The sequence below is a fragment of the Amycolatopsis sp. NPDC003861 genome (assembly GCF_053605405.1).
Window position 1 is genome coordinate 57,653 of sequence record NZ_JBSGJD010000004.1, and the last position, 18,329, is coordinate 75,981.

The 18,329-nt window shown below is 70.0% G+C and carries 15 protein-coding genes; 6 read left to right on the plus strand and 9 right to left on the minus strand.

The features are described 5' to 3' along the window. The first annotated feature begins 93 nt into the window (after positions 1 to 93). Together ACWEVN_RS02250 and ACWEVN_RS02255 are read left to right on the plus strand one after the other, a co-directional pair. Positions 94 to 1,929, plus strand: a complete 1,836-nt coding sequence (locus ACWEVN_RS02250) for an acyl-CoA dehydrogenase (protein WP_452049917.1) — start codon at positions 94 to 96, stop codon at positions 1,927 to 1,929. 136 nt (positions 1,930 to 2,065) lie between these two features. Then, the gene (locus ACWEVN_RS02255) at positions 2,066 to 2,341 is read left to right on the plus strand and encodes a GlsB/YeaQ/YmgE family stress response membrane protein (protein ID WP_176173976.1); all 276 of its coding nucleotides are present in this window, start codon (positions 2,066 to 2,068) and stop codon (positions 2,339 to 2,341) included. 61 nt (positions 2,342 to 2,402) lie between these two features. On the opposite strand, the gene ACWEVN_RS02260 is transcribed toward ACWEVN_RS02255, so the two are convergent. Further along, positions 2,403 to 3,806: an MFS transporter gene (locus tag ACWEVN_RS02260; protein WP_452049918.1), complete on the minus strand. Its 1,404-nt coding sequence runs from the start codon at positions 3,804 to 3,806 to the stop codon at positions 2,403 to 2,405. A gap of 111 nt (positions 3,807 to 3,917) precedes the next feature. Between ACWEVN_RS02260 and ACWEVN_RS02265 the strand changes: the two genes are divergently transcribed. Together ACWEVN_RS02265 and ACWEVN_RS02270 are read left to right on the plus strand one after the other, a co-directional pair. Further along, positions 3,918 to 4,757, plus strand: coding sequence for a helix-turn-helix transcriptional regulator (locus ACWEVN_RS02265; RefSeq protein WP_449685295.1), 840 nt, complete (start codon positions 3,918 to 3,920; stop codon positions 4,755 to 4,757). Continuing rightward, positions 4,754 to 5,461 (plus strand): leucine-rich repeat domain-containing protein, encoded by a 708-nt coding sequence (locus ACWEVN_RS02270; RefSeq protein ID WP_452049919.1) that lies wholly within the window; start codon positions 4,754 to 4,756, stop codon positions 5,459 to 5,461. Before ACWEVN_RS02265 ends, ACWEVN_RS02270 begins: the two co-directional genes overlap by 4 nt. A gap of 4 nt (positions 5,462 to 5,465) precedes the next feature. On the opposite strand, the gene ACWEVN_RS02275 is transcribed toward ACWEVN_RS02270, so the two are convergent. The 3 genes from ACWEVN_RS02275 to ACWEVN_RS02285 form a co-directional block, all read right to left on the minus strand. After that, positions 5,466 to 7,427: a VanW family protein gene (locus tag ACWEVN_RS02275; RefSeq protein WP_452049948.1), complete on the minus strand. Its 1,962-nt coding sequence runs from the start codon at positions 7,425 to 7,427 to the stop codon at positions 5,466 to 5,468. 352 nt (positions 7,428 to 7,779) lie between these two features. Beyond that, positions 7,780 to 8,112: a GroES family chaperonin gene (locus ACWEVN_RS02280; RefSeq protein ID WP_013230909.1), complete on the minus strand. Its 333-nt coding sequence runs from the start codon at positions 8,110 to 8,112 to the stop codon at positions 7,780 to 7,782. A gap of 1 nt (position 8,113) precedes the next feature. Beyond that, a complete protein-coding gene (locus tag ACWEVN_RS02285) occupies positions 8,114 to 9,931 on the minus strand; it encodes an NHL domain-containing thioredoxin family protein (protein ID WP_452049920.1) in 1,818 nt (605 codons plus the stop codon). Between the two features lie 165 nt (positions 9,932 to 10,096). Here ACWEVN_RS02285 and ACWEVN_RS02290 point away from each other — a divergent pair, with 165 nt between their 5' ends. Further along, a complete protein-coding gene (locus ACWEVN_RS02290; protein ID WP_449685293.1) occupies positions 10,097 to 10,672 on the plus strand; it encodes a hypothetical protein in 576 nt (191 codons plus the stop codon). On the opposite strand, the gene ACWEVN_RS02295 is transcribed toward ACWEVN_RS02290, so the two are convergent. From ACWEVN_RS02295 to ACWEVN_RS02315, 5 genes are all read right to left on the minus strand, one after another. Continuing rightward, positions 10,662 to 11,132 (minus strand): SRPBCC family protein, encoded by a 471-nt coding sequence (locus ACWEVN_RS02295; RefSeq protein WP_452049921.1) that lies wholly within the window; start codon positions 11,130 to 11,132, stop codon positions 10,662 to 10,664. The genes ACWEVN_RS02290 and ACWEVN_RS02295 overlap by 11 nt on opposite strands. Positions 11,133 to 11,496: 364 nt before the next feature. Beyond that, positions 11,497 to 13,800: an oxidoreductase gene (locus ACWEVN_RS02300; RefSeq protein ID WP_449685291.1), complete on the minus strand. Its 2,304-nt coding sequence runs from the start codon at positions 13,798 to 13,800 to the stop codon at positions 11,497 to 11,499. A gap of 56 nt (positions 13,801 to 13,856) precedes the next feature. Beyond that, positions 13,857 to 14,630: an amino acid ABC transporter ATP-binding protein gene (locus ACWEVN_RS02305; protein WP_310969617.1), complete on the minus strand. Its 774-nt coding sequence runs from the start codon at positions 14,628 to 14,630 to the stop codon at positions 13,857 to 13,859. Continuing rightward, positions 14,627 to 15,559: an amino acid ABC transporter permease gene (locus tag ACWEVN_RS02310; RefSeq protein ID WP_310969618.1), complete on the minus strand. Its 933-nt coding sequence runs from the start codon at positions 15,557 to 15,559 to the stop codon at positions 14,627 to 14,629. The genes ACWEVN_RS02305 and ACWEVN_RS02310 overlap by 4 nt, the downstream gene beginning before the upstream one ends. Positions 15,560 to 15,574: 15 nt before the next feature. Next, on the minus strand, positions 15,575 to 16,513 hold the full coding sequence (locus ACWEVN_RS02315) for an ABC transporter substrate-binding protein (protein ID WP_452049922.1): 939 nt from the start codon (positions 16,511 to 16,513) through the stop codon (positions 15,575 to 15,577). A 149-nt stretch (positions 16,514 to 16,662) separates the two neighbouring features. Here ACWEVN_RS02315 and ACWEVN_RS02320 point away from each other — a divergent pair, with 149 nt between their 5' ends. Further along, positions 16,663 to 18,321, plus strand: a complete 1,659-nt coding sequence (locus tag ACWEVN_RS02320; protein WP_449685289.1) for a circularly permuted type 2 ATP-grasp protein — start codon at positions 16,663 to 16,665, stop codon at positions 18,319 to 18,321. Positions 18,322 to 18,329 lie beyond the last annotated feature (8 nt).

Here is an 18,329-nt window from a genome sequence, read left to right on the forward strand (position 1 = left end):
TGCCCTGGTTACCCACAGGTAATATCCTGAAGTTACCGGCGAGTAAGGCGAACATGTGCCCGGCCGGGGAGCCGAACACATTGGAGTGACGACATGGGCCACTACAAGAGCAACGTCCGAGACCTGGAGTTCAACCTCTTCGAGGTACTCGGCGTGCAGGAGCGCCTGGGCAAGGGTGTGCTCGCCGAATCCGACGAAGAGACCGCCCGCGGGGTGCTGTCCGAGCTGAACAAGCTCGCGACCGGCCCGCTCGCCGCGTCCTTCGCCGACGCCGACCGCAACCCGCCCGTGTACGACCCGAAGACGTTCAGCGTCAAGATCCCCGAGTCCTTCAAGAAGAGCTACCAGCAGCTCCTCGACGGCGAGTGGTGGCGCCTCGGCCTGACCAACGACCTCGGCGGCTTCGGTCTCCCCCCGACCGTGCAGTGGGCGGCGTCCGAGCTCATCCTCGGCGCCAACGCGCCGCTGTTCATGTACCTGGCGGGCCCCAACTTCGCCATGATCGTGAACAAGAACGGCACCGAAGAGCAGAAGCACTGGGCCCAGATCATGATCGACCGGGCCTGGGGCGCCACGATGGTGCTGACCGAGCCGGACGCCGGCTCCGACGTCGGCGCGGGCCGCACCAAGGCCACCAAGCAGGAGGACGGCTCCTGGCACATCGACGGCGTGAAGCGGTTCATCACCTCCGCCGAGCACGACATGAGCGAAAACATCATGCACCTCGTGCTGGCGCGCCCCGAGGGCCCGGGCATCGAGACGAAGCCGGGCACCAAGGGCCTGTCGCTGTTCCTCGTGCCGAAGTTCCACTTCGACACCAAGACCGGTGAGCTGGGCGAGCGCAACGGCGCCTTCGTCACCAACGTCGAGCACAAGATGGGTATCAAGGCTTCCACGACGTGCGAGCTGACGTTCGGCCAGCACGGCACCCCGGCCAAGGGCTGGCTGCTCGGCGAGGTGCACGACGGCATCGCGCAGATGTTCCAGGTCATCGAGTACGCCCGGATGATGGTCGGCACGAAGGCCATCGCGACGCTGTCGACGGGTTACCTCAACGCGCTCGAGTACGCCAAGGAGCGCGTCCAGGGCGCCGACCTGCCGAACATGCTGAACAAGACCGCCCCGCGCGTCACCATCACGCACCACCCGGACGTCCGCCGCTCGCTGATGCTCCAGAAGGCGTACGCCGAGGGCCTCCGCGCGGTCTACCTGTACACCGCGTCCTTCCAGGACCAGCTGTGGACCGGCGAGGGCGACCAGAAGCTCGCGCACGGCGTCAACGACCTGCTGCTGCCGATCGTCAAGGGCGTCGGCTCCGAGCGCGCCACCGAGCAGCTCGTGCAGTCGCTGCAGACGCTGGGTGGCTCCGGCTTCCTGCAGGACTACCCGATCGAGCAGTACATCCGCGACGCCAAGATCGACTCGCTGTACGAGGGCACCACGGCCATCCAGTCGCTGGACTTCTTCTTCCGGAAGATCGTCCGCGACAAGGGCCAGTCGCTCGCGTACGTGGCCGGCGAGATCACCAAGTTCATCGAGTCCGAGGCGGGCAACGGCCGGCTCAAGAACGAGCGCGCGCTGCTCAAGCAGGCCCTCGAGGACACCCAGGGCATGCTCGGCTCGCTGATCGGCTACCTGACCGCGTCGCAGGGGGACCCGCAGAGCATCAACAAGGTCGGCCAGCACACGGTCCGCCTGCTGATGTCGGTCGGCGACCTGCTCATCGGCTGGCAGCTGCTCAAGCACGCCGAGGTCGCCATCGGCAAGCTCGACGCGGGCGCGTCCGCCAAGGACGTTTCGTTCTACGAGGGCAAGATCGCCGTGGCCTCGTTCTTCTCGAAGCAGGTGCTGCCGGAGCTGACCGCCCGCCGCGCCATCGTGGAGGCCGCCGACAACGCGCTCATGGAGATCGACGAAGCCGCGTTCTGATCAACGCATTCCGCCGAAGGGCCCCTTCCCACCCGGGAAGGGGCCCTTCGCGTTTCGGGGTCGGGATGCCGGGGAATTCCGTCTGCGAGTTCGCGGGACCGAGTGGCCGGACCGCGATCACCGAGAGGAGAAAGTGATGACTGTCGCCGGCATCATCAGCGCCATCATCGTCGGGCTGATCATCGGCGTTCTGGGCCGGCTGGTCGCTCCCGGCAAGCAGAACATCCCGATCTGGCTGACCATCGTGATCGGTATCATCGCCGCCTTCATCGGTACGGCCATCGCCCGTGGGCTGGGCTACGCCGACACGAACGGCATCGACTGGCTGGAGATCCTCACCCAGGTCGTCCTGGCCGCGATCGGCGTGAGCATCGCCGCCGGTGCCTACGGCCGTCGTGGGGTAACCAGGTAACGCTTTCGGCTTTCGGCCCGGCCGGTACACCTTCGGGTGAACCGGCCGGGCTTTTCCGTGGCTACTGCCGGGCCGACGCGCGGGCGAGCGCGACGGCGAACCCGACGCCCACCAGCAGCAGGACCGCGGCCCACGTCATCGTCGTGGTGATGGCGTGCGCGGACGACCCCGCGGCGAGCGTCAGGAAGAGGCTCCCGAACGTCGCCACGCCGACCACCTGGCCCAGCTGCAACGTCGTCGTGAGCAGACCGCTGGCGTCCGCCGCGCTTTCGAGCGGGACGTGGGTCAGCGCGTGCGCCATCAGCGATCCGAACGCCAGGCCCATGGAGAGGCCGAACAGCAGGAGCGCGGCGAAGAACAGCGCGCCGCCCTTTCCGCCGTCCTTCAGGCTGAAGCCCAGCAACGCGTAGGCGGCCGCGGAACCCGCGTAGCCGCACGGTGTCAGTGCCGCGTGGACGCGTTCGGGCAGCTTGTGCCAGAAGAACCCGCAGATGCCGAAGACCACACCACCGGGCGCCATGGTGAGGCCGGCCGCCAGGGCCGTCTCTCCGAGGCCGGCCTGCAGGTGCAAGGCCACGCAGAACAGGAACCCGCCGTAGGACGCCACGCCGGTGGCCAGCGCGGCCAGTCCCGGTGCGACCCCGCGGATCTTGAGGACGCCGAGGTTGACGAGCGGGTCGCGCACCCGGCGTTCCACGACCACGAACAGCACCGCCAGCAGGGCGCCCGCCGCGAGCGAGAGGAACGTCCACACCGGCCAGCCGGTTTCGTGCCCGAGCACCAGCGGCAGGACGATGAGCACCACCGCGGGCACGGCGAGGGCGAGGCCGGCGAGGTCGAGCCGGCGGCCCGCTTTCGCCGCGCCGCCGGGCACCAGGCGCACGGCGAGTGCGGCGACGAGCACCCCGATCGGCACGTTCACCAGGAAGATGGGCCGCCAGCCCGCGCCGAAGAGGTCGGCGCCGACGAGCACCCCGCCGAGCACCTGGCCGGACACGAACGCGACCGAGATGACGGCGGTGTACGCGCTGAGGGCCTTGGCCCGCGCGGGGCCGCTGAACTGCGCCTGGATGACGCTGATGACCTGCGGCATCATCAGCGCCGCGCCGGCGCCCTGGGCGATCCGCGCGACGATCAGCGTCACCGGGTCCGGCGCGAACCCGCAGAGCAGCGAACAGACGGTGAAGGCGACGACGCCGGTGACGAACAGCCGTCGCCGCCCGAACAGCTCGCCGAGGCGGGCGCCGGTGATCAGGAGCATCGCGTAACCCACGGTGTAGCCGGAAACGACGAGCTGCAGCGCGGCGCCGGACGCGTGCAGGTCGGTGCGGATGTCGGTCATGGCGACGTTCACGACGGTGACGTCGAGCAGCGCCATGAACTGGCCGAGCAGCAGGACGGCCAGCATGAACCACGGCCGCGCGGCCCGGTCCGGGATGGCCGGGGCTTCGGTGGTCAGAGTCATGGCTCTGACCTTGGGGTTCTTCGGATCCGGGCGGAGAGAGCCTGCTGATGCTGGTACCGGCAGCACCCGCTTCGCCGAAAATTGTCGTACCCCTCCGGCACCATGTCCGGTATGACGTCAACGCAGGTCCACGCCGGCCGCCGGGAGGAACTCGGCCAGTTCCTCAAGGCGTGCCGGGCACGGATCGGCCCGGAGGAGGTCGGGCTGCCGCCCGGCGTACGCCGCCGCACCAGCGGGTTGCGGCGGGAGGAGGTCGCGCTGCTCGCCGGCGTCGGCGTCACCTGGTACACGTGGCTCGAGCAGGGGCGGCCGATCAACGCGAGCTCGCAGGTGCTCGACGCGGTGGCCCGCACGCTGCGAATGGATCACCCCGAGCGGGAGCACCTGTACCGGCTGGCGGAGCTGACGCCGTCGCGGCTGCCGTCGTCGGTCGAGGTCGTGCCGGACGCGGTGCGCGAGGTGCTGCGCGCGCTCGACCCGCTGCCGGCCACGGTGATCAACGGCCGGTTCGACATCCTCGCGTCGAACGCGGCGCAGGAGGAGCTGTTCTGGGAGTGGCACAGCCTGCCGTGCCTGCACAAGAACTTGCTGTGGTGCTGCGTGACCGAGCCGAACGCGCGGCGGATGCTGCTGAACTACGACGAGGAGGTCCCGCACATGGTCGCGCGGATGCGGGCCGAGTACGGCAGGCACGTCGGTGACCCGTCGTGGGACGAGGACATCCGGCGGCTGTCGGAGCTGAGCGCCGAGTTCGCGGAGCTGTGGGCGCGGCACGAGGTCGCGGAACCGCGGCCGCGGTTGCGGGAGTTCCAGCACCCGCGGGCGGGCCGGATGCGCCTCCGGCTGACCGAGCTGGCCGTGTCGGAGGCGCCGGGCCTGCGGATCCAGGTGTCCACTCCGGACGACGCGTCGACGTGGGCGTTGCTGCCGTTGACCCGGAGGTCGTCATGACGTCAGTGGAGTTGAGCGATCAGGGGCTGACGTCCGTGCCGCCGATCCCACCCGATGTCACGCAGCTCGATCTGTACAAGAACGCGATCGCGGAGGTGCCCGCGTCGCTGTGGTCGCTGACGTCGTTGCGCGTGCTGAACCTGGCGGCGAACCGGATTTCCGTGCTGCCGCCGGGGATTTCGGCGCTGACGTCGTTGCACACGCTCGACCTGGCGCACAACCGGTTCGAGTCGTTGCCCGGCGAGCTGGGTGAGCTGGCCGGGCTCACCGAGTACCTGTACGTCAGCGACAACCGGCTGACGAAGTTCCCGGATGCCTGGTGCGGACTGGGGAGGCTGCGGTACCTGGGGTGCACGGACAACCGGCTCACGTCGTTGCCGTCGGACCTCTCGGGGTTCGCGGCGCTGCGCGAGCTCCGGCTGTACCGCAACGAGCTGGCCGCGCTGCCCGAGTCGATCGGCGCGCTCGGTGCGTTGCGGGAGCTGCATTTGCGCGGCAACCGGCTCACTTCGCTGCCGTCGTCGATCGGCTTGCTGAGCGAGCTGCGTCAGCTGGACCTGCGGGAGAACGCGTTGACGACGTTGCCGGCGTCGCTCGCCCAGCTGTCCAAATTGGACAAGCTGGATCTGCGGTGGAACAAGCACCTGCGGGAGCCGGCGTGGCTGCGCGACTTCGAGGAGGCGGGGTGCATGGTCCTTCGCTGACAACTCAACAAAGGATGGTCGGACGCGGGCCGTAGGTGGCCGTGTGCGACGTCCGCCGGAGCTCGGTGCCGCTCGCGAGGTCGTAGAGCACGCGCGTGTCGGTGACGCTGAAGCCGGACGAGCCGATCGACGGCTGGCAGGCAGCCGCCCCACCGGAGCCGAACTGGATGGGCGGCGGGTCGCCGGGGGTCTGCGCGCCGGTCTGGCCCTCGACGCGGAAGTGCCGGGTGCCCCAGATCCGGACGGTCACCGAGCCGCCGGAGACGGTGGCTTGGACGGCGATGCCGGTCGTCGCGTCGTTGGTGAGCTTGAGCTCGACGGGGCTGCCGTCGGCGTTGACGGCCTTGGCGTCGCGCCCGACGGGGTAGCGGTCGAGGTAGTGGTCGTGCTCGAGGTGGCCGGCGTCGGTCAGGCCGGCGAGGTAGGCGGCGTTGTACAACGTGGACGCCAGCTGGGAGACGCCGCCGCCGACCACGTCCGGGCCGGTGCCGTCCTCGTCGGCCGGAGCGGGCACGTAGCCGGCGTCCGCGGTGCGCGGGCCGGAGCGGCCACCGAGGCTGAACGTCTCGCCGGGCTTGACGATCGTGCCGGACACGCGCGCGGCGAGCGTCCGGTTGTTCGTCTCGGCCGGGCCGGCCAGGCCGCCGGTGGTGAACTCGCCGATGACCTCCTTGATGCCGAGCGCGCTGGCGGCGTCGGTGGTCACGCTGGGCGTCGACGCGCTGTAGACGACGGGCAGGTCCCGGCCGTCGGGCTTCTTCAGCACGTCGATGAGGGGAAGGAAGGTCTTCTCCCAGTCCACCTTGCGGGCGTCCTCGGAGGGCTCGACGGTCGGCTGGTCGCCGGTGAAGACGATCTGCGCGTCCTTGCCGTCGGTCTCGGTGCCGGCGAGCGGGTCCTTGAGGGCGGCCTGCAGCTTGCCTTGGTCGATGCGCACCTCGACGGCCCCGCCCTCGACGGCGGCGAACTGGAACGACGACGCGATGGTGGCGGGCTTGAGCGGAACGTCCTTGCCCTCGCCGTGCACGACGACGGGCTTCGCCACGGCGGGGACAACGATCTGCTGACAGGCGGCCTGCACCCCGGCGGCGGTCGCGCGCACGGGCGTGATGGCCATGGTGAGCGTGACCCCGCCGCGGTCGAGCCAGTGGTCGGTGACGGTGTGCACGGCCCCGGCCAGATCGGTGAGCTGCTGGCCCTGCCGCGGCAGGATGGGGTGGGCGCTGACCCCGCCGTCGCTGCCGGCGATGGGCGTGAACCCGACCGAGCCTTCGGTGGCGGGGTGGTTCAGCTTGCCCTCGGCCAGCTCCCGAACGGCCTCGGCGATCCGGTTCTGGTCGGTGCGCGTGGCGACCCCGACCTCGCGGCTGGTGAAGAAGGACATGATCCGCGTGATCGGACTGAGCGGCTGGTGCCCAGCGAGCCCGAGGGTGTTCGGCCAGTCGAGCCCCAGCCCGGACTGCGAGGGCACGAGTTCGCCTCGAACATCCCCGCCGTGCACGACGACGGGCCGAATCAGCCGAGGTTCGAGCTCCTTCCGCAGCTTGGCCTCGGCCTCGGCATGGCTGAGCCCGCCAACATCGATCCCGGCCACGGTGACCCCACGCGGCACATCCCCGGCACTGACGGCGAGATCGATGGCGTAGAGGATGACGAAGAGCCCCAGGGCGAGCCCGATGGTCATCATGGTCCGGGCAACGCCCTTGCGCAGCTTCCGGGCGGGAGTATCGGGAACCGGCGGTGGCGTTGGGGTTTCGAGGAGCTCGCCGAGCAGATCATCGGAGAAGAGATCGGTCCCGCCGTTGTCCGGTGCCGGTGCCGGAACAACAGGCGGCCATGCAGGAACGACTTCAGTCGCGGCGATCACCCCGACTGCGGCCGGCGCCTCGGCAGCCACCGCGGGCACCTCGACGGCAGTGGGCCACCCAGGCGCCGGATCGACCGGCTCCCCGGCCGACCCGGCCATCGGCGACTCAGCGGCCTCATCGGCGGTAGGCGCAGGCGTTTCAGCGGTCGCGGGTTGCGCAGACGCCCCGGCCGCCGCGCCACCTGGCAGCTCAGCGGCGACAGGCCGCTCGGCGCCCTCCGGGAGCACCGACTCCGGCTCGGCCGCGGTCAGCGGCTCACCAGGCGCAGGCGCCGGCTCGGCCGCGGTCGGCGCGGCGTCGCTCGCGGGCGGCTCGGCGGCGTCGGCGAGGCCCGGCTCGGCGGCCGTGACCGGCGACTCCGCAGTCGCCCCCTCGGTGGCGAGCTTGCGGACCTCCGCGCCCTCGCTTACCTCTTCGTCTGCCACGCGCCTGCCTTTCGCGGGACCCGACCTACAGGTAGAGCCCCGTCCCGTGCTCGGTGCGCTCGGTCGCCACCGCGTGGATGTCGCGTTCGCGCATCACCAGGTGCCCCTCGCCCTGGATCTCGACCTCGAGCTGGTCCTCCGGGTTGAAGAGCACGCGGTCGCCGGTCTTGACGTTTCGCACGCTGTTGCCTACGCCCAGTACATCACCCCACGCGAGGCGGCGCGCGACCTGCGCCGTCGCGGGGATCACGATGCCGCCGCTGCTGCGGCGCTCTCCCTCTTCCGGCGACAGCCGCACGAGTACCCGGTCGTGCAGCATCTGGATTTCGAGTTTCGGCCCGTCAGACACGGCCTGCATGTTACCCGCCGGTCGCGGGTTCACCGGCCATGACCAGGCTCAATTCGCTGACCCCGCCGTCCTCGATGCGGACCGGGACGCCCCAATCCTGGCGAGTGATCCGGCACGCGGGGTGCTCACCGCCGTCGTCGCAGCTCGCGGCCTGGGCCACGACCTGCAGCACGCCCTCCGTGACGCCGGGGGCCAGGCGGATCTTGCGGTTCAGATCCGTGCCCGTCCCGCCGCCGTCGGCCAGCAGGGTCGGCGGGGACGCACTGATCTCCAGCCGCGTCGACGGGCCGAAGCGGTCGTCCAGCTTCTCGCCGGGCGGGGCCGTGAACAGCACCGAAAAGTCGATCTCGCCCGGGGCGAGCACCGTCGGCGGGCGGCGGACCGCGTGCGCGTCACCGGTGACGACCGTCGGCTCGGCGGCCGGCAGCGGGCCGAGGCGGTTGCCCGCGGACTCGACGACCAGCAGCTCGCCGTCGTGCAGCAGCAGACCCTGGGGCTCGGCGAGCCCGGTGGCGATCGTGGTCACCTCGCGGGTGAAGACGTCGAAGCGGCGGACCGCGCCGTTGTAGGTGTCGGCGATCGCGATCTTGTCGCCGGGCAGCACCGCCAAGCCCAGCGGGTGCTGGAGCAGCGCCCTGTCGGCCGGGCCGTCGGTGTGACCGAAGGAGAACAGGTCGACGCCGATCGCCGTCTGCACGGTGAACGTCTCGCCGTCGGGCTCGATCCAGCGCAGCGCCGACGTCTCCGCGTCGACGAGCCACAGCTTGTCGCCGTCCACGGCCAGGCCCGACGTCTGCGCGAAGAACGCTTCGCTGACGTCGCCGTCGCGAAGGCCTTCGACGGTCGTGCCGGCGAAGCGGCGGATCGTGCCGCCGACCGGGTCGAACACGCTCAGCGTGTGGTTGCCCGCCATGGCGACGACCACCCCGCCGGCCGGGCCCCACCAGGCGATGTCCCATGGGCTGGTGAGGTCGACCGTGACGGCTTTGCCCGAGTCCGGCCCGCTGCGCCACTGCGCGCCGGTGCCGGCGACCGTCGTCACTTCGCCGGTGATCAAGTCGAGCCCGCGCAGCCGGTGGCCGGCCGTGTCGGCGACGACGGCGTGGTAGCCGACGCGCTCGGCGATGTCGTACGGCAGGAGCGCGATGCCCGACGGCTCGGTGAAGGTCGCGATGTCGAACGGCCCGTCCTGGCCTCCGCGGGCCCCGCTGCCGAAGCGGCGGATGACGGTCTCGCCGTCCGAAGCGAACTCGACGATCGCGTGGTGCCCGGTGTCGGCGACCAGGACGCGCCCTTCGGCGGTGGCGACGGCCTTGCTCGGGAACCGCAGCTCGCCGGATTGCTCCTCGACCGGCACGTACGGGCTGCCGCCGCGCCGCAGCGTGCCCTTGGCTTCGTGCTTCGTCACGAGGTCCGCGATGACGCGGCGAAGCGCCTCTTCGTGCCCTTCGCCCGCGGCGACGTGTACGACGTACCCCTCGGGGTCGACGACGACGAGCGTCGGCCAGGCACGGACCGCGTACTGCGACCACAGCTCCATCTTGGGGTCGTTGACCACCGGGTGGTGCACGTCGTAGCGCCGGACCGCGGCTTCGATCGACGCGCGCTCGCCCTCGTGCAGGAACTTCGGCGAGTGGACACCGATGGTGACCAGCACGTCCGCGAACTCGGCCTCCAGCGGGCGCAGTTCGTCCAGCACGTGGAGGCAGTTGATGCAGCCGCTGGTCCAGAAGTCCAGCAGGACGATGCGCCCGCGCAGCTCGGCGAGGGTGAGGGGGCGGCCGCCGGTGTTCAGCCAGACGTCGCCGCGCAGCTCTGGGGCACGCACGCGGCTTTGCGGTCGTGGAGAAGTCACGGCATGAGTGAACTACACGCGCTCACGCTCTGTTCCGCGATCCGCTCCGATGAGAGAACAAACTCACCCGGCCGTGGGTCCCCAGGTCGGCACAAAAAAGGACGCGCGGGCGGGTGAGCCGCCGCTTAGGCTCGGGTCATGACCCCCGTCCAGCCGGCCGGCGCCCTCACTCCGGAGGAGGCGCGGCACCTGCAGGAGAACCTCCGGGAACCCGTGCGTCCCGGGCTGAGCGAAACCGAGCTCGACGACGTCGAGCGCCGGTTCGGCTTCCGCTTCGCCGAGGACCACCGGACGTTCCTGTCCGCGGGCGTCCCGATCGGCGACCGCTGGCCCGACTGGCGTTGCGGCAACGCCGAGCAGCTGCGCAAACGTTTGGCGTGGCCGGTAGACGGCGTGCTGTACGACGTCGAACACAACGGTTTCTGGCTGCCGGACTGGGGCACGCGCCCGGTCGGACCGGAGGACGCGGTCCGCGAGGCCCGCCGGCGGCTGGCCGACGTCCCGCAGCTGGTGCCGGTGTGCGGGCACCGTTACCTGCCCGGCGTGCCGGGCACGGTGGGCTACCCGGTGCTGTCGGTGTACCAGACGGACATCATCGTTTACGGCTCCGACCTGCGCGATTACCTGCACCGCGAGTTCGCGACGGGCGGCATCAGCACGGCCCCACCGGACGGCCCGCGCTACATCCCGTTCTGGTCCCGCTTCATCGACTAGCTTCGGCGGCCCGCTTCAGCCGGGCCAGGGTGGCGGCGATGTTGGCGGTGTTGGCCTGCTCGCGATCCCAGACCCCGGTGACGGTCGAGGTCGCCACCTTGAACCAAGCCGGCCGCCGCTCCCACATGCTTTCGACAACGACGCAGCCATCGCGGGAGGGCTCGAAGTCGTACTGCCAGCGCGCGACGGGCAGCCCGGCCACGGAGGTGACCTCGAAGCCGAACCGGCGCCCGGGATCGGCGTCGGTGATGGTGGAGAGGGTGCTCCACCGCCGGAAGCCGCGCTGGTTGCGGCCGCGGAACTTGGCCCCGACGGCGGGCCCGTCGGCCTCACCGACCCACCGGTGCCCGGCGTACTCCTCGGCGAGGCCGGCGAGCTGCCCGGGATCGCTGACCAGGGAGTAGACGGCCTCGGGAGCCGCATCGATCTCGATCCGGCCGGTGGCGTTCGGTGCGTTCAAGGGGACCTCCACACTGAGGGAACATACCGAGGGTATGTCAGAGACCGGTGTTAGGTAAATGGGCCTTCGGGTGACCGGCCGGGCCAACTACTCCACCGGCCCGAATTGCAGGCGGACGCCCAGACCCGCACCCCACCCAGACCTGCCCCGCCACCCCGATCCGAAGCGGCCGCAGAACTTTGCTCGGCTTACCGAGATCACCGACCGTCAGAACCGGGCTGTGGATGACGGCAGAGTGATGTGGACAGCCGGGGCCGAAAACGCTGTTACGGCCGGACCTGTCGGAGCCCGCCGATAGACTGGACCTGGGGACGCCCCCCGGAGAGGGCGGGGGCTGGTTTTGGGGGTCTGGTGGCCCGGGGGCTCAGTTGTCCCGGCGCAGCATGCGGCTCACGCCGGCCGCGACGGTGGTGGCCAGGATCCAGCCGGACGCTGTGAAGCCTGCCGCTACCCAGTTGTCCGGGCCGTGCATGTACCACCTGGACTTGTTGCCGAAGTCGACGATCGGGACCAGCAGGTCCGCCGTGTAGATCACCGGGTTCCACTGTAGGCCCGTGTCCTGCTGGTTCACCACGCAGCGCTCGCCGTTGGCCACTACCCGGCCCGACTTGTCGTGGATGCAGTCGTCCGTGCCCAAGCCGAACCACAGGCTGCCCAGTACCAGCAGCGTGAGCAGCCAGCCGAGCGCTCGGACCGGGCGGTAGCCGTAGCCGACCATCGAACGCTGGAGCCAGCTCCACAGCCGCACACCGGGGCCGAAGAACTTGAAGCCTCGCGCCAATGCTTCGTAGCGGAACTGCTGCTTGCGCAACGCCACCGTCGACGCGTGCTCTTCGTTTCCCGCCGCGCGCAGCATGTGCGCGAGCTGGTCGTACGGCCCCGGGCGGTAGCCGCGCATGGCGCTGCGCAGGAGCTCGATGCGCTCGTCCAGGGCCTTGTCGTCGTCGAGGGGGATTCCCTTCTTCAACGCGTCGTAGCGGAAATCTTCCAGCTCGATGCCGTCGGACGCCGCCCAGAACTGGTTGTTGTCGCTCAATGTTCCGCAGTGGGCTCGCCTCAGCACCACGCGGCCGGCCGGTGGGGAACTCGGCGTCAGGATGAACTCGTCCGAGGCGACGTCGCCCGCGTCCAGGGCCACGCCGAACGGGGGCAGCGACCCGAGCTGGGAACCGCGCAGGTCCACGCGGCGGGCGACCTGGGCGCCGTCGAGGTTGACTCCTCCTTCGGCCACGAACGGGCGGCCGTTGTTGTCCCGGAGCGTCAGGTCGCGGCCGACGCGGCCCGTGCGGACGTCGAGTGAATAACTGCTGGTCGCGCGGCGGCCCGGGTCCGTCAACCGGGTGCCCGCCAGGTTGATCGAGCCGCCGACGTCCACACCCTGCAGGCGCAGCGTGCCGTGGATGGTGGCGTCGGTGAGCTGGAAGTTGCCCGCGATCTTGGACCGCCGGGCCGAGAACACGTCCCGGCCGGGGTGGCGGAACATCGAGTTCCAGGCCAGGAAGTTGCCGCCGACGGTGACGTCGGCCAGGCGCAGCTGGCCGGTCGGCACGCGCAGGCTCGTCGCCTCGATGTCGCCGCCGATCTCGGTGCCGTCCAGGTGCAGCGCGCGGTCGTAGTACGGGACCGTCTTGCCGCGCTCGACGCGGATCTCGGCGCCGGCCAGCCGCAGCGAGCCGCCGACGCGCGCGTTGACCATGCGCAGCGTGCCCAGCGCCTGCAGGCCGTCGGACAGCTCGACGTTGCCGTCGACGCGCATCCGGTCGGCGACCAGCGCCGGCCGCGGGTCGATGTACGGGTCGTTGGACTTCCACGCGTCGACCGCGATCGGGCCGTGCTGGGACACCGTCAGCTTGGCTTCGCGCAGCGAGATGTCGCTGTCCACGGTGGCGCTCGGCAGGTACATGATCCCGGTGGCGGAGAAGCGTTTCCGCTGGCTGGCGGGCCCGTAGTTGTCGACTTCGCACAGCAGGCTGCCGCCGATGTGCAGGCCGTTGCCGTTGAGCGCGAAGCCGTCCGGGTTGTTCAGCGTGGCGCCGGAAAAGTTGACGTTACCGCCGGTCCGGACGCCGGGGAGCCGGACTTCGCCGTTCGCGACCATCCGGTAGGCCAGCAACGCGCCGGTCAGCACCAGCCGGTCGGCCTGGATCGCCTTGCCGTGCGGGTGCGAGATCACGGTGCGGGTGAGCACCATCGAGCCTTCGATCACCGCGTCGGTCAGGTTGACCGCGGCGTTCGGCATGCCGCGTTCGCGGTCGTCGCCGCGCTGGACGGTCGTCTCTTCGATCTCCCGCCGGTCGCCGTCGACCTGGACGACGCTGCGAATGAGGCGGACGTCGTTGCGGCTGCGCATGTTGCGGGCCTTGAGCCCGGGCAGCCAGCACTTGCGGAACACGAGCCCGAGCAGGTTGGCCTCGCGCACGTCCGGCGGCTGCTCGAACCGGCAGCGCTCGAACCGGAACAGGTACTTCAGGTCCGCGGCCCGCAGGTCCAGCGTCCCGGTGATGTAGGCGTCCTCGACGTAGACGATCGGGGCGTTGGTGGCCTGACGCCGCCAGCGCATCAAGCCCGCGTTGCCGGGTTTCAGCAGCTCGGAGGCCTTCACCTCGTAGCGGCGGTCGGGGATGCCCGCGAACGGGTCGAGAGGGGGCAGCGCGCTTTCGGTCGACAAAAGTCCCCGCCCCCTCCCTCACCCGCCTTCAAACTAGCGAATCCGAACGGGTTTCGTCAGGCGTTCGGGTTGAGCACCCGCGCGAGGAACGCCTTCGTCCGTTCCTCGCGCGGCTCCCCGATGACCTGGTCGGGCGGCCCTTCTTCGACGACGACCCCGCCGTCCATGAACAGCACCTTGTCCGCCACCTCGCGCGCGAACTGCATCTCGTGGGTGACGACGACCATGGTCATGCCGTCCTTGGCGAGCTGCTTCATCACGCCCAGCACGTCGCCGACGAGCTCCGGGTCCAGCGCGGACGTCGGCTCGTCGAACAGCATCAGCTTCGGCTGCATCGCCAGCGCCCGGGCGATCGCGACCCGCTGCTGCTGCCCGCCGGACAGCTGCGCCGGGTAGTTCTTCGCCTTATCGGCGAGGCCGACGCGCTCCAGCAGCTCGAGCGCACGCTGCCGGACCTGGGCCTTCGGCTCGCGCCGGACCTGGATCGGCGCCTCCATGATGTTCTCGAGCGCCGTCATGTGCGGGAAGAGGTTGAAGCGCTGGAACACCATGCCGATGTCCTTGCGCTGCAACGCGACCTCCTTCTCGCGCAGCTCGTGCAACTTGTCGCCACGCTGCTGGTAGCCGACCAGCACGCCGTCGACGTAGAGCCGGCCGGCGTCGATCTTCTCGAGGTGGTTGATGCAGCGCAGCAGCGTCGACTTGCCCGAGCCGGACGGCCCGATCAGGCAGAGCACCTCACGCTCGTGCACCTCGAGGTCGATGCCCTTGAGGACGTCGACGCTGCCGAAGCTCTTGCAGATCCGCTGCGCGGACACCACGGGCGTCATGTGACGTTCCCTCCACCCCGGCTGAACATCCTCGACGCCCAGCCCTGCCGCTGGACCACGTCCCGCGAGGTCCCGCGCGCGAAGCGCTTCTCGATCTGGATCTGCACCAGCGTCAGCACCGACGTCATGAACAGGTACCAGGCGGCCGCCGTGATCAGCAGCGGCACCGTCTTGTAGTTCTGCGAGTAGATGGTCTGCACCGCGACCATCAGCTCGAAGTACCCGATGGCCACGACCAGTGACGTCGTCTTCAGCATCGAGATCGTCTCGTTGCCGGTCGGCGGGATGATCACCCGCATCGCCTGCGGCAGGATGATCCGCCGCAGCGTCTTCGTCCGGCTCATGCCGAGCGCGCTCGCCGCCTCCAGCTGGCCGGAGTCGACCGACTGGATGCCGCCGCGCACGATCTCCGCCATGTACGCGGCTTCGTTGAGCCCGAGGCCGAGCAGCGACGCGGTGAACTGGGTGATCAGCTGGTTGGTGTCCCAGCTGACGAACTCCGGCCCGAACGGGATGCCCAGGCCGAGGCGCGGGTAGGCCAGCGCCAGGAAGTTCCAGATCACCAGCTGCGTGATCAGCGGCGTGCCGCGGAACAGCCAGATGTAGATGGCCGCCGCCCCCGAGGTCAGCGGGTTCGGGGACAGCCGCATCACGGCCAGCAGGATGCCGCCGACGATCCCGATCAGCATCGAGATCACGGTCAGGATCAGGGTGTTCTGCAAGCCCCGCAGCACCCGGTCGTCGAAGAGGTAGTCCCCGACGACCGGCCACTGCAGCGCGTCGTTCGTGATCACGCTGCGGATCACGATGAACGCCAGGAAGAGGATGATCACCCCGGCCACCCAGCGCCCGTAGTGGCGCACCGGGACGGCCTTGATGGGCTCGGCTTCGATCGGCGCCTCGCCGGGAGGCGCTTCGGAGGAACTCACGAACTACGTCCTATCTCAGGAAGCCGGGTTGATCTCCGACTTGGTGACCGCGCCGGCGGCGTTGAGACCCCACTTGTCCAGGATCTTCTTGTACGCGCCGCTGTCGATCAGCTTCTGGATCGCACCCTGGACGGCCTTGCCGTAGTCACCGCTGTTCTTCGGCAGCACGATGCCGTACGGCGCCGTGTCGTACGGCGCGCCGACCGACTCGAGCTGGCCGTTGGTCTGCTTCACCGCGTAGTCGATGACCGGGGAGTCGGCCAGCTCGCCCTGCACGCGCTTGGCGGTGAGGGCCAGGTTGACGTCGGTCTGGGCCTGCAGCTGCGTGACCTCGATGGCGGGCTTGCCCGCGCCGGCGCAGGCGGCGTTCTTCTTGTCGAGGTCCTCGACCTGCGTGGTGCCCTTCTGGACGGCGACCTTCTTGCCGCACAGGTCGTCGGCCTTCAGGCCGTCCGGGTTGCCCTTCAGTACGGCCAGCGAGGTGCCCGCGCTGTAGTAGGAGATCATGTCGACCGACTGCAGCCGCTCGGCGTTGATGCTGAACGACGACATCGCCAGCTCGTACTTCTTGGCGCCGATGCCGGGGATGATGCCGTCGAAGGCGGCGTTCTGGAAGTCCATCTGGACGCCGAGCACCTGGCCGATGGCGGTGCCGAGGTCGACGTCGAAGCCGGCCGGCTTGCCGTTGTCGACGAACTCGTTCGGCGGGTAGCTCTGGTCCTGGCCGACCACGATCTTGCCGTCGGCCTTGATGTCGGCGGGCACCATGGCGGCCAGCGCGTCGTCCTTGGCGACCGCACCCGCGTCACCCGTTCCGGTGCCCGCAGCAGGAGCAGAGCTGCTGCTGCCGACGTCGCCCGCGCCGCTCCCTCCTGCGCCGCACGCCACGGTCAAGCCGACCAGGGCGAACGCAGGCAGCAGGGCGATCGCCTTGAGCTGGGTTCCTCGGGCCACGTCGTCACTCCTCGTAGTTCTCAGGTTCTGAGAGCACGCATATTGCCACTCATCCATACCAAAGCACAGCACCGTGAAGTTACGGCGATGTTTAGACCGTCGCTCGTCGTACCGCCGGGTATCGCGTCCGACCCGGGGAGTGAGTAAGGATGTCGACCATGAACGCCACCCCGCCGCGGCTGCCCCCCTCCGGTCGACGCGCGAGGAAGGCGGCGACCAGCCGGATCACCCGTCCGGGAGACCGGTTCGAGGGATACCTTTCGCCGGAACGGCCGCACGCAGGCGCCTACGACGAGATGTTCGCCGCCGACGGCACGGTCCGCGGCCCGTACCGGGCGCTGTACGAGTCGATCGCCGCCCTCGACGCCCACGACCTGCAGTCCCGGTCCCAGGCCCTCGACCGGGCGATGGTCGACCAGGGCATCACGTTCTCGCTGTCCGGGCAGGAGCGGCCGTTCCCGCTGGACCTGGTGCCGCGGGTGATCCAGGCCGCCGAGTGGACGAAGCTCGAGCGCGGGGTCGCCCAGCGCGTCCGCGCGCTCGAGGCGTTCCTCGCCGACGTCTACGGCGACCGGCAGATCCTGCGCGACGGCGTGCTGCCGCGGCGGCTGATCACCTCGTGCGAGCACTTCCACCGGGAGGCCTTCGGCATCACCCCGCCGAACGGCGTGCGCATCCACGTGTCCGGAGTGGACCTGGTCCGCGACGAAGAGGGCACGTTCCGGGTGCTGGAGGACAACCTCCGCAACCCGTCCGGGGTGTCGTACGTGATGGAGAACCGGCGCACGATGGCCCGGGTCTTCCCGGACCTGTTCGCCCAGCACCGGGTGCGACCGGTCGGCGACTACGCGTCGCACCTGCTCCGGGCGTTGCGCGCGGCGGCCGCGGCGAACGTCGCCGACCCGACGGTCGTCGTGCTCACCCCCGGCGTGCACAACTCGGCGTACTTCGAACACTCGCTGCTGGCCCGGCTGATGGGCGTCGAGCTCGTCGAGGGCCGGGACATGTTCTGCCGCGACAACGTCGTCTACCTGCGGACCACCGAGGGCGAGCGCCAGGTCGACGTCATCTACCGGCGGATCGACGACGAGTTCCTCGATCCGGTGCACTACCGCCCGGACTCGGTCCTCGGCATCGCCGGCGTCCAGAACGCCGCCCGCGCGGGCAACGTCGTGGTGGCGAACGCGATCGGCAACGGCGTCGGCGACGACAAGCTCGTCTACACCTACGTGCCGGAGATGGTGAAGTACTACCTCAACGAGAAGCCGCTGCTGCCCAACGTGGACACCTTCCGCTGCTGGCTGCCGGACGAGTTCGACCACGTCATGGCGCACCTGGACGAACTGGTCGTCAAGCCGGTCGAAGGCTCGGGCGGGTACGGGATCGTGTTCGGGCCGGAGGCGTCCAAGAAGGACCTCGACACGCTGCGGCGGAAGGTGCGGGCGAACCGGCGCGGCTGGATCGCGCAGCCGGTGGTCCAGCTCTCGACCGTGCCGGCCAAGGTGGACGACCGGCTCGCGCCGCGGCACGTCGACCTGCGGCCCTTCGCCGTCAACGACGGCAAGGAGATCTTCGTCCTCCCCGGCGGCCTGACCCGGGTGGCGCTGCCGGAGGGCAGCCTGGTCGTCAACTCCTCGCAGGGCGGCGGCTCGAAGGACACCTGGGTGCTCGCGTCCCGGGCGTCGACGGCCGAGCGTGAGCTGGAGCAACCCGCGCTCGGCGCCATGTCCACTGTGGACGGCATGGCCGCCGAGCAGGGGCCGGAGCTGACGACGTCCCAGCAGCAGCAACAGCAACAGCAGAGCTAGGGAGGCCG